Here is an 11,872-nt window from a genome sequence, read left to right as displayed (position 1 = left end):
GGCCCTCGATCGGATAGCAAGTGCCTATGGCGGTCTTCGTCGCGCTCGGCGCGTTCCTGATGACGCTGGCCGGCGGCTGGACGGCACAGCGCGTGACCGACCGTCGCCATCTCGTCCTGGGACTGGCCGGCGGCCTGATGCTGGGCGTGGTCGGCCTGGACCTGCTGCCGGAGGCGCTGCACGCGGCCCACCGCGAGATCTTCGGCGTGCCCGCCGCCCTGCTGCTCTTCGTGGCCGGCTTTCTGCTTGCCCACCTGGTGGAACGCACCCTGGCAGCCCGCCAGGCCGCGCACGGCGGCGCCGAGGGACACAATCACCGGGCACCCGAGGTGGGCCTGACGGCGGCCGGTGCGATGGTGGGGCACAGCGCCATGGACGGCGTGGCGATCGGCGCCGCCTTCCAGGTGGGCGGCGGCATGGGCACGGCCGTCGCGCTCGCCGTGATCGCGCACGACTTCGCCGACGGCTTCAACACCTTCACCATCACCAGCCTGTACGGCAACGCCCGCCGGCGTGCGATCGCGATGCTGGTGGCCGACGCCTGCGCACCCCTGCTGGGGGCGCTGTCGACCGTGTTCTTCCACATCCCCGAGGCGCTGCTCGGCGGCTACCTGGGCCTCTTCGGCGGCGTGCTGCTCTACCTCGCCGCCGCCGAGATCCTGCCCGAGGCCCACCACGAACACCCCGCCCGCTCCACCCTGCTGTGCACGGTGGCGGGCGCGGCCTTCATCTGGCTGGTGGTCGGCCTCTCCGGCGGCTGACCCGGCCGGCCGCCTCACAGCTTCCCGCCCCGCCCGCCGTCCCGCCGCGGGGGCGCGATCAGCGTCGACAGATACGGCAGCGGCGTCCCGTCCAGCTCACCGGCCGGCCGCACCGACTCCTCGGGCAGGCCCAGCGCCGACCCCCATACGGCATCCGTCAGCCGCCCGGTCTCCCGCAGCGCCTCGGCGACCTCGCGGGCCTGCCGCCCGAACTTGTACGCGACGACGGTCCCGGGACCGGCCAGCGCGTCCTTGAGCACCGCGGACCCGGCCGTCACCGGCACCAGCGTCAGCGGCTCGGTGCCCTCGGTCAGCACGGCACCGGAGCGCGCCGCCAGATCCTGCATGGCGGTGATCCCGGGCACGGTCTCCACGACGACGCCCGGCACCAGCTCGGCGATCGTCTGCGCGAGGTAGGTGAACGTCGAGTACACGTTGGGATCGCCGATGGTGGCGAAAGCGACGGACGCGTGCCGCTGCAGCAGCTCGGCGACCCGCTCGCCCGCCGCGTCCCAGGCGGCCTCGCGGCGCGCCCGGTCGGTCCGCTCGTTCAGCGCGAACACCACCCGCACGACCTTGTCCTCGGGCACGTAGTGCAACACGGTCGCCTCGGCCCGGCCGCGCTCCCCGCCGTCGTTCCCGTCAGGTGCGGCCATGACGGGTACGACGACCACCTCGGCGGCCCGCAGCGCGTTGACCCCCTTGACGGTCACCAGCTCCGGATCACCGGGACCGACCCCGACCCCCACCAGCCTGCTGCTCATGACGTCCGGCACCTCTCCACGAACCGACGGGCGACACCGGGCTCGGACGCCCAGTGCGTGTGCAGATAACTCGCGTGCACGCCCTGCTGTACAAAACCTTCGACCCGCCGTACCGGCGTCCGCACCCCCCACGCGGGAGCGGGCCCGGCGCCGGGCTCGACGACGGTGCGATGGAACTCGTGCCCCCGCATCCGCGTCCCGGCGGCGGCCAGCGAACCGTCCCCGACCGCCACGGCGTCCCGGTAGCCCAGGGTCAGCCGTTCCGTCATCCGCGCGGTGGCGTCCAGCACTGCGCACATGGGCTGCCCGTCCAACTCCCGGCAGAGGTAGAGCAGTCCGGCGCATTCGGCGGCGACCGGGGCGCCGCCGAGGGCCAGCTCGGCGACGGCCTTCCGCAGCGGCTCGTTGGCGGACAGCTCACCCGCGTACATCTCGGGGAATCCGCCGCCGATGACCAGCCCGCTGGTGCCTTCGGGCAGTTGCTCGTCCCGCAGCGGATCGAAGGTCACGACCTCGGCTCCGGCGGCGGTGAGCAGTTCGCTGTGCTCGGCGTAGGAGAAGGTGAACGCGGACCCACCGGCGACGGCGACCACGGGCGCACGCATCTCAGCCGAAGGTTTCGGGTGGTCGGTGGGCGAGGCGGGGCTCCAGGCGTCGGAGCCCCCTGGGAGGGTGCCCGCGGTACGGGCCAGCGCTTCCAGCGCCGCCAGGTCGCAGCCACGGGACACCTGCGCAGCCATCGCCCCGACGGAGTCGATCGCGTCGGAGCGCCGTTCGGCGACCGGCACCAACCCCAGATGGCGCGACGGCGTATCCACCTGCGGAACCCGCCGCAGCACACCCAGAACAGGCACCCCAGCCGACTCCAGGGCCTCCCGCAGCAGTGACTCGTGCCGCTCGGAGCCCACCTTGTTCAGGATCACGCCCCCGACCCGCACCTCCGGATCCCAGGAGGCGAACCCGTGCACCAGGGCCGCCACCGACCGCGACTGCGAGGACGCGTCGACGACGAGCACCACCGGCGCCCGCAGCAGCTTGGCCACATGGGCGGTGGACGCGAGTTCTCCCTCGCCCGCCGCCCCGTCGTACAGCCCCATCACGCCCTCGACCACGGCCAGGTCGCACCCCTGCGCCCCGTGCAGGAACAGCGGAGCGACCAGCTCGGGCCCGCACAGGTAGGCGTCCAGGTTGCGCCCCACCCGCCCGGTCGCGAGCGCGTGGTACCCGGGGTCGATGTAGTCCGGCCCGACCTTGTGCGGGGACACGGCGAGCCCCCGCGCGGCGAACGCGGCCATCAGCCCCGTGGCGACGGTGGTCTTGCCGCTGCCCGAGGTGGGCGCGGCGATGACCAGCCGAGGCACCGACGATGTCACCACTCGATGCCCTTCTGGCCCTTCTGCCCCACATCCATGGGGTGCTTGACCTTGGACATGTCGGTCACGAGGTCGGCGAAGTCCACCAGCTTCTCGGGGGCGTTGCGCCCGGTGATCACCACGTGCTGGGTACCGGGCCGGTTCCGCAGCACGTCCACGACCTCGTCCGTGTCCACCCATCCCCAGTGCATCGGGTAGGCGAACTCGTCCAGCACGTACAGCCGGTAGGTCTCGGCGGCCAGGTCCCGCTTGACCTGCTCCCAGCCCTCCCGGGCCTTCTCCTCGTTGTCCATCTGGGCGTCCCGCTGGACCCACGACCAGCCCTCGCCCATCTTGTGCCAGTCGACGGTGCCGCCCTGCCCGGAGGCGCCGAGCACGCGCAGCGCGTTCTCCTCACCGACCTTCCATTTCGCGGACTTGACGAACTGGAACACCCCGATCGGCCACCCCTGGTTCCAGGCGCGCAGCGCGAGCCCGAACGCGGCGGTGGACTTGCCCTTGCCGACGCCCGTGTGCACGACGACCAGCGGACGGTTGCGGCGCTGACGGGTCGTCAGGCCGTCGTCCGGTACGACACTCGGCTGTCCCTGCGGCACTACGCGGCCCTCCTCGACGTCCCCTGCACATCCCTGACCAGACCGGCGATCGAGTCGGCCCGCAGCTCGTCCAGCGTGACGGCCGTACCGCCGAGCTCACCCGCGAGCTGCCCGGCCAGCCCCAGCCGTACCGGCCCCGACTCGCAGTCCACGACCACCGAGGCGACCCCTTCGGCCGCGAACAGCCGCGCCGCCCGCCCGGCGAGCGCGACCGGCTCAGGACCACCGGTCGCCCGCCCGTCGGTCACCACGACGACCAGTGCCCGCCGCGCCGGATCCCGCAGCCGCTCCACCCGCAGCACCTCGTGCGCCTTCAGCAGCCCGGCCGCGAGCGGCGTGCGCCCCCCGGTCGGCAGCGACCCCAGCCGTACGGCCGCGGCATCGACGGAGGACGTCGGCGGCAGCGCCACGTCCGCGCCGGAACCGCGGAAGGTCACCAGACCCACCTTGTCCCGCCGCTGGTAGGCGTCCAGCAGCAGCGACAGCACGGCGCCCTTCACGGCGCTCATCCGCTGCCGCGCCGCCATCGATCCCGAGGCGTCCACCACGAACAGCACGAGGTTGCCCTCACGCCCCTCGCGGGTCGCCTGCCGCAGATCGTCCCGGCGGATCAGCAGCCCAGGCCCCGACCGGCCGCGCGCCCGCTGGTGCGGGGCGGCGGCCTGCACGGTCGCCGCGAGATGCAGCTTGGTCAGCGTTCCCCGCGGCCGCCGGGCCCCGGTGGTCCGGCCGTGCTCGGTCCGCGCCCGTGACCGCCGTCCGGCGGCACCCTCCCCGATCCCGGGCACGCTCAGCACCTTGGTACGGAACGGCTCGGCGGCCCGTACGGCCGACTGCTCCCGCGAGCCTGCCGCCTGCGGTTCGCCGCCCTCACCGGCCTCCGGGCGCGCGGTGGTATCCCCACCTCCCTGGGGTCCGTCGCCGGGCGTCGGCTGCCCGCCGCCACCTCCCGGCCCGTCCGGGTCGGGATCGTCGTCGCCCTCGCTCCCCGCGGAGAACTGCTCCAGCGTCTCGTCGAGCTTGTCCTCGTCCAGCCCCGGCGCGTCGAAGGGGTTACGGCGCCTGCGGTGCGGCAGCGCCAGCAGCGCCGCCTGCCGCACGTCCTCGGCGAGGACGTCGGTGCGCCCGGCCCAGGCGGCCAGCGCCGTCGCCGTACGCGCCATCACGATGTCGGCGCGCATGCCGTCCACCTCGAAGGCCGCGCAGGTCGCCGCGATCTGCCGAAGCGCGCCGTCGCCCAGCCGCACCTGCGGCAGCAGCTCCCGGGCCACCACGATCCGTTGCCGTACGGCGGCTTCCTCCTCGGCCCACCGCGCGGCGAAACCCGCCGGGTCGTCGTCGTACGCCAGGCGGCGCCGCACCACCTCGACCCGCTGGTCCGGCTCCCTGGAGGCCGCCACCTCCACGGTCAGCCCGAACCGGTCCAGCAGCTGCGGCCGCAGCTCGCCCTCCTCGGGGTTCATGGTGCCGACGAGCAGGAACTTCGAGGCATGCCGTACGGACACACCCTCGCGCTCCACGTACGAGGCGCCCATGGCCGCCGCGTCCAGCAGCAGGTCGACCAGGTGGTCGTGGAGCAGGTTGACCTCGTCGACGTACAGGATCCCGCGGTGCGCGTCGGCCAGCAGGCCGGGTTCGAACGCCTTCACGCCCTCGGCGAGCGCCCGTTCGATGTCCAGGGCGCCGACCAGCCGGTCCTCGGAGGCGCCGACCGGCAGCTCGACCATCCGCGCCGGCCTGTGCCCGCCCGGCCCCTGCTCGTGCGGACCGTCGGGGCAGCCCGGGTCCGGTGCCGCCGGAGCGCACGAGAAGCGGCAGCCGGGCACCACGGCGACCTCCGGCAGCAGCGCCGAGAGGGCCCGTACGGCCGTCGACTTGGCCGTGCCCTTCTCGCCCCGCACCAGCACACCGCCGACGGCGGGACTGACCGCGTTCAGCAGCAGTGCGAGCCGCAGGTCGTCCTGACCGACAACAGCCGTGAAAGGAAAGGGAGTCGTCACTGGTCGTCGCCCTCCAAGTCGCCTTCCAGCTCCAGGTAGGTGGCCCGCAGCCGCTCCAGCGTGTCCGCGTCCGGCTCGGCCCACAGGCCCCGGTCCGCCGCCTCCAGCAGCCGCTCGGTGATCCCGCGCAGCGCCCACGGGTTGGACTTCTTCATGAAGTCCCGGTTCTCCGGGTCGAAGACGTACTCGGCGCTGAGCTTCTCGTACATCCAGTCGTCGACCACGCCGGCCGTGGCGTCGTACCCGAACAGGTAGTCCACGGTCGCCGCCATCTCGAAGGCGCCCTTGTAGCCGTGCCGGCGCATGGCCGCCATCCAGCGGGGGTTGACCACGCGGGCACGGAAGACGCGGTGGGTCTCCTCGCCCAGCGTGCGGGTCCTCACCTGGTCGGGTACGGCACTGTCACCGACGTAGGCCTCGGGGTTGGCGCCGGTCAGGTGCCGGACCGTGGCGACCATGCCGCCGTGGTACTGGAAGTAGTCGTCGGCGTCGACCAGGTCGTGCTCGCGGGTGTCGACGTTCTTCGCCGCCACCGCGATCCGCTTGAACGCCGTCTCCATGTCGCCGCGCGCCGCCCGCCCGTCGAGCCCGCGCCCGTAGGCGTAGCCGCCCCAGACGGCGTACACCTCGGCCAGGTCCGCGTCGCTGCGCCAGTTGCGGGCGTCGATCAGCGGCAGCAGGCCGGCGCCGTACGCGCCCGGCTTCGAGCCGAAGATACGGGCCGTGGCGCGGCGCCGGTCGCCGTGCCCGGCGCTGTCCTCGTCGGCGTGGGCCTTCACGAAGTTGCTCCCGGCGGGCTCGTCCAGCTCCGCCACCGCCCGCACGGCGTCGTCGATCAGGCCGACGACGTGCGGGAACGCGTCCCGGAAGAACCCGGAGATACGGACCGTGACGTCGATGCGCGGCCGGCCCAGCTCCTGAAGCGGGACCACCTCGAAGCCGGTGACCCGGCGCGAGGCGTCGTCCCACACCGGACGGCAGCCCAGCAGCGCCAGGATCTCGGCGATGTCGTCGCCCTGGGTACGCATCGCGGACGTACCCCACACCGTGAGGCCGACGGACTTCGGGTACTCGCCCGTGTCCTGCAGATACCTCTGCACCAGGGAGTCGGCGAGCGACTGGCCGACCTCCCAGCTCAGCCGCGACGGAATGGCCTTGGGGTCGACCGAGTAGAAGTTCCGCCCGGTCGGCAGCACATTGACCAGACCGCGGGTCGGGGAGCCCGACGGCCCCGCCGGGACGTAACCGCCGTCCAGGGCCCGCAGGATGTGCCCGATCTCGTCGGTGGTGCGGGCGAGGCGCGGTACGACCTCGTCGCAGGCGAACTCCAACACGGCGACCGCTTCGGGGAGTTCGGCACCGAGCGCGCCCCGCAGGACGGCGGGTACGGCCGTGCGCTCCCAGGCCCGCTCCTCCAGGCCCTCCGCGATCCGCCGGCACAGCTGCTCCAGCAGGTCGATCGCGTCGGCGGCCGTCCGGGACGGCCCCTCCACCAGGTCGGTCAGCTCGACCGGCACCTTCACCGGCGCACCGGGCCGGCCCAGCAACTCCTTCTCGTCCAGCCCGAAGTGGGCGGCGAGCGAGGCCCGCAGACCCGGCAGGGCGTTCGCCTGCCCGCCCCACACCTGGGACGCCCGCAGCACGGCCAGGACGAGGTTCGCGCGCGGCTCGCCGACCGGGCCGCCGCCCAGGACGTGCAGGCCGTCGCGGATCTGCACGTCCTTGATCTCGCACAGATAGCCGTCGATGTGCATGACGAACTCGTCGAACGCGTCGTCGTCCGGCTGCTCGTCCACGTGCAGGTCGTGGTGGAGCTCGGCCGCCTTGACCAGGGTCCAGATCTGGGCGCGGACGGCCGGGGCCTTCGCCGGGTCCAGATCGGAGACGAGCGCGTACTCGTCCAGCAACTGCTCCAGTTTGGCCAGGTCGCCGTAGGTGTCGGCACGGGCCATCGGCGGCACCAGGTGGTCCACCACGGTGGCGTGCCCGCGCCGCTTGGCCTGGGTGCCCTCGCCGGGGTCGTTGACGATGAACGGGTAGACCAGCGGCAGGTCGCCGAGGACGGTGTCCGGCGCGCAGCCGGCGCCGAGGCCGAGCCCCTTGCCCGGCAGCCACTCCATCGTGCCGTGCTTGCCCATGTGCACGATCGCGTCCGCGCCGAAGCCGTGCTCCAGCCAGCGGTAGGCCGCCATGTAGTGGTGCGACGGCGGCATGTCGGGATCGTGGTAGATGGCGATCGGGTTCTCACCGAAGCCGCGCGGCGGCTGGATCATCACGACGACGTTCCCGAACCGCAGGGAGGCCAGGACGATGTCGTCGCCGTCGACGTACAGGCTGCCCGGCGGCTCGCCCCACGCCTCGGACATCGCGTCCCGCAGCTCGGAGTCCAGCTTCTCGAACCACGCCCGGTAGTCCGCCAGCGGCACCCGCGCGGGCGCCGCCGCGAGCTGCTCCTCCGTCAGCCACTCCACGTCATGGCCGCCGGCCTCGATCAGGCGGTGGATCAACTCGTCGCCGCCGGAGGGGTATTCGGTCAGCGAGTAACCGGCGTCCCGGAGCGCGTCCAGCACCCGCACCGCCGACGCGGGCGTGTCCAGACCGACCGCGTTGCCGACCCTGGAGTGCTTGGTCGGGTACGCGGTGAAGACCAGCGCGATCTTCTTCTGCGCGTTCGGCTTGTGCTTCAACCGCGCGTGCCGCAGGGCGATTCCGGCCACTCGCGCGGCCCGTTCCGGGTCGGCGACGTACACCGGCACCTCGTCCGGACCCTGCTCCTTGAAGGAGAACGGCACGGTGATCAGCCGGCCGTCGAACTCCGGGATCGCGACCTGCATCGCCGCGTCCATGGGGGAGAGGGCGGCGTCCGACTCCTCCCACGCGGCCCGCGAGGAGGTGAGGCACAGTCCCTGCAGCACAGGGATGTCGAGGTCGGCGAGCGCGCCGATGTCCCAGGACTCCTCGTCGCCGCCCGCCGAGGCCTGCGAGGCGTGCGTGCCGCCGGCCGCCAGCACGGTGGCGACCAGCGCGTCGGCCTTCCCGAGCAGCTCGTACAGCCCGGCGTCCGCCCCGCGCAACGAACCGCAGTAGACGGGAAGGGCGTTGGCACCCTTGGCCTCGATCGCCTCGCACAGGGCGTCCACGAAGGCGGTGTTGCCGCTCAGTTCGTGCGCCCGGTAGAAGAGCACGCCCACGGTCGGACGGCCGTCCCGCAGCTCGTAGGAGCCGTGGACGCCGTACTCCGGCATCCTCCGCGGCTCCTCGAAGCCCTCACCGGTCAGCAGCACGGTGTCCGACAGGAACCGGGACAGCTCCAGCAGGTTCGCGGGTCCGCCCTCGACCAGGTACGTCAGCGCCTCCGCCACCACACCGGCCGGCACCGAGGACTCGGCCATCAGCTCGGCGTCGGGGACGGCCTCGCCGCCCAGCAGCACGGTCGGGATGCCCGCCGCCTTCAGTGCGGCCAGCCCCTCCTCCCAGGCGCGCTTGCCGCCCAGCAGCCGCACGACGGCGAGGTCCGCACGCTCCAGCAGACCCGGCAGTTCGTGCTCGACGTCCACCCGGGTCGGGTTGCCGATGCGATAGTCCGCTCCGCAGGCCCGGGCCGCCAGCAGATCCGTGTCGGCGGTCGACAACAACAACACTGTGCTCATGCAGGCGCTCCCGGTGGGATGAAAGGCAGTCCTTGCGGCGCGCCCGACTCGATGAGCCGCCAGAGCGCGTCCGTGTCCGCGTGCTGTTCGATCAGGTCGCCGAGCCGGTCGAGCTGCTCCTCGCGCAGCGCGGCGAAGGAGGTGCCGGGGGCCGGCACGAAGCGGCGGCCCGCGGCGGCGGCCACCTCGCGCAGAAAGGCCCGCCGGAAGCCGTCCGACTCCAGCGAACCGTGCCAGTGCGTGCCCCAGGTCTGGCCGACCCGGCAGCCGTCCAGGAAGGGCTCGCCGCCGGTGACGTCGGCGACGCCGTGGTGGATCTCGTACCCGTCGACCTGCTCGCCGAGGGCTTTTCCGGTCGGCCGGGTGAGGGTCTTCTCCCGGGCGAACCGCACCCGTACGGGCAGCACACCGAGCCCCGGGACCGCGCCGGCCCGCGACTCGACCTCGTCCTCGATGTGCTCGCCGAGGATCTGGAAGCCGCCGCAGATGCCGAGGACGGGCCGGTGTTGAGCGGCTCGCCGGACCAGCGCGTCCGCAAGACCCCGCTCGCGCAGCCACTGCAGCGCCCGTACGGTCCCGCGCGTGCCCGGTACGACGACCAGATCCGCGTCCGCGAGCTCCTCCGGGCGGTCCACGAACCGCACCACGACCCCGGGTTCGGCGGCCAGCGCGTCGACGTCGGTGAAGTTGGACATCAGCGGGATCGCGCACACGGCGACCCGCAGCACGTCCTCGCCGACCGGCGGAGCGACGGTGGACTCGCGCACCGCGCCGCGCAGCGAGACGCGCAGCCCGTCCTCCTCGTCGATGCCGAGCCCGTGCCGGAACGGCAGGACGCCGTAGGTGCGGCGCCCGGTGAGACCGTGCAGCATCTCCAGGCCCGGCTCCAGCAGGGAGACATCACCGCGGAACTTGTTCACCAGGAAACCGGCGACCAGCTCCTGGTCCTGCGGGGAGAGCAGGGCGACGGTCCCGAAGAACGAGGCGAAGACGCCCCCGCGGTCGATGTCCCCCACCACCAGCACAGGCAGTCGCGCGTTCCGCGCGATCCCCATGTTCACGATGTCGGTCCGGCGCAGATTGATCTCGGCCGGGCTGCCCGCCCCCTCACAGATCACCGCGTCATACGTGCCCCGCAAGGCGGCCAGGCAGTCCAGGACCGTGCCGAGGAGCTTCTGTTGCCGCCCCCCGTGGTACCCGCGTGCGCTCAGTTCGCCCACCGGCCTGCCCAGCAGCACCACCTGGCTGCTCTGCTCGCCGCCCGGCTTGAGCAGCACCGGGTTCATCAGCGCGGTCGGCTCGATCCGGCACGCCTGGGCCTGCATGGCCTGCGCCCGCCCGATCTCCGCGCCCTCACGGGTCACGAAGGAGTTGAGCGACATGTTCTGCGCCTTGAACGGCGCGACCCTCACGCCCTGGCGCACCAGCCACCGGCAGATCCCGGCCGTCACGACGCTCTTGCCGGCGTCGGAGGTGGTGCCGGCGACGAGGAGACCCCCGTTCACTTGCCACGTCCCTTCACGAGTCGGCGCGCGGCGAGGGAGACGCCGAGCGCGAGCAGGCCGACGCGGCGGGAGAGCCGTACGGCCCGGTCGATGTCGCTGACCCGGACGGCGCGTCCGGCCTGCCCGTTGAGCACGGGGCGGTGCTCGACCCGGCCGGCGTACGACAAGGTGCCGCCCAGCCGCACCCCCAGCGCCCCCGCGAACGACGCTTCCACGGGCCCGGCGTTGGGGCTCGGGTGCTCGGCCGCGTCGGCCCTCCAGGCGCGCAGGGCGCCGCGCGGGTCGGGTCCGGCCGCCGCGGCGAGTACGGCGGTCAGCCGCGCCCCCGGCCAGCCGGCCAGGTCGTCGAGCCGGGCGGAGGCCCAGCCGTAGCGCCGGTAGCGGGGCGACTTGTGACCCACCATCGCGTCCAGGGTGTTGACCGCGCGGAAGCCGAGCAGCCCCGGCACCCCGGCCACCGCGCCCCACGTCAGCGCGCTCACGACGGCGTCGGAGGTGTTCTCGGCGACCGACTCGACCACGGCCCGGGCGATCCCGTCCGCGTCCAGGGCCTGCGGATCCCGGCCGCACAGATGCGGCAGCCGCGCCCGCGCCGCCTCGACGTCCCCGCGCTCCAGGGCGCGAGCGACGGCACGGGCCTCCCGGGCGAGCGACGTACCTCCCACGACCGCCCAGGTGGCGGCGGCGGTCAGCGCGGCGGAGGCGGCGGGGGAGGGGCGCACGGTCCGTGCGGCCAGCGTGCCGAGCGCGACGGCGCCACCGGCGCACACGACGGTGTGCAGGGCACCCCAGCCGCGGTGGTCGTGCCACAACGCGCGGTCCACGGCAGCGGCCGCACGCCCGAACGCGGCGACCGGGTGCCCGCGGCGCGGATCGCCGAGGAGCAGGTCGCCGAGAAGGCCGGCGGCGGCGCCGTACGCATAAGTGCGATCGGCACCCATCGGCTCAGCCGGCCGTGGGTGCGGGAGCGGGCCTGGCAGGGGTCCTTCGGCAGCCGGGCATGGCGATCTGTGTCCTCACTCAGGGTGTCCGCGCCCTGGTTCGACGAGATTCGGCGGTGAGAGTTCCTGGCTCCCGGGGGTTCTTCCCCGGTGACAGTGGCGGGACCGCGCCGGATTCGCACCGGCTTCCTCTCCTGCCGCCGTACATGGCCTGGGCAGTCCACCACGCCCCCGGAACAGCCGTCAACTTGCCGTTGACCTGCGCGGGGAGAGTGTGCCGAT

At 73.4% G+C, this 11,872-nt stretch carries 8 protein-coding genes and 1 riboswitch; of the genes, 1 reads left to right on the top strand and 7 read right to left on the bottom strand.

Translation table 11 applies throughout. The features are described from left to right. Positions 1-26: 26 nt before the first annotated feature. A complete protein-coding gene (locus AB0L59_RS30895; protein ID WP_365589920.1) occupies positions 27-761 on the top strand; it encodes a ZIP family metal transporter in 735 nt (244 codons plus the stop codon). 14 nt (positions 762-775) lie between these two features. On the opposite strand, the gene cobI is transcribed toward AB0L59_RS30895, so the two are convergent. From cobI to AB0L59_RS30860, 7 genes are read right to left on the bottom strand one after another with little or no spacing between them, the layout of a single operon-like run. Then, entirely contained in the window at positions 776-1,525 is a 750-nt protein-coding gene (gene cobI, locus AB0L59_RS30890; protein WP_365589919.1) for a precorrin-2 C(20)-methyltransferase, read from the bottom strand. Continuing rightward, positions 1,522-2,898 carry a cobyrinate a,c-diamide synthase gene (locus AB0L59_RS30885; protein WP_365590011.1) on the bottom strand — a complete coding sequence of 459 codons (1,377 nt, stop codon included), beginning with the start codon at positions 2,896-2,898 and terminating at the stop codon, positions 1,522-1,524. Before AB0L59_RS30885 ends, cobI begins: the two co-directional genes overlap by 4 nt. Then, complete coding sequence (cobO, locus tag AB0L59_RS30880; RefSeq protein WP_365589918.1) at positions 2,895-3,494, bottom strand: cob(I)yrinic acid a,c-diamide adenosyltransferase; 600 nt, start codon at positions 3,492-3,494, stop codon at positions 2,895-2,897. The genes AB0L59_RS30885 and cobO overlap by 4 nt, the downstream gene beginning before the upstream one ends. After that, positions 3,494-5,494, bottom strand: a complete 2,001-nt coding sequence (locus AB0L59_RS30875) for a putative cobaltochelatase (RefSeq protein WP_365589917.1) — start codon at positions 5,492-5,494, stop codon at positions 3,494-3,496. The genes cobO and AB0L59_RS30875 overlap by 1 nt, the downstream gene beginning before the upstream one ends. Continuing rightward, positions 5,491-9,144, bottom strand: coding sequence for a cobaltochelatase subunit CobN (gene cobN, locus AB0L59_RS30870; protein WP_365589916.1), 3,654 nt, complete (start codon positions 9,142-9,144; stop codon positions 5,491-5,493). Before cobN ends, AB0L59_RS30875 begins: the two co-directional genes overlap by 4 nt. Then, on the bottom strand, positions 9,141-10,649 hold the full coding sequence (locus tag AB0L59_RS30865; RefSeq protein ID WP_365589915.1) for a cobyric acid synthase: 1,509 nt from the start codon (positions 10,647-10,649) through the stop codon (positions 9,141-9,143). Before AB0L59_RS30865 ends, cobN begins: the two co-directional genes overlap by 4 nt. After that, positions 10,646-11,590: a cobalamin biosynthesis protein gene (locus tag AB0L59_RS30860; protein ID WP_365589914.1), complete on the bottom strand. Its 945-nt coding sequence runs from the start codon at positions 11,588-11,590 to the stop codon at positions 10,646-10,648. Before AB0L59_RS30860 ends, AB0L59_RS30865 begins: the two co-directional genes overlap by 4 nt. A gap of 97 nt (positions 11,591-11,687) precedes the next feature. Continuing rightward, positions 11,688-11,830: riboswitch (cobalamin riboswitch) on the bottom strand. Positions 11,831-11,872 lie beyond the last annotated feature (42 nt).

This window comes from Streptomyces sp. NPDC052109 (assembly GCF_040680195.1).
In the GTDB taxonomy this organism is placed as follows: Bacteria; Actinomycetota; Actinomycetes; order Streptomycetales; family Streptomycetaceae; genus Streptomyces.
The sequence above is the reverse complement of the archived record's forward strand: the minus strand, read 5'-3'. Positions and strand labels throughout refer to the sequence as shown.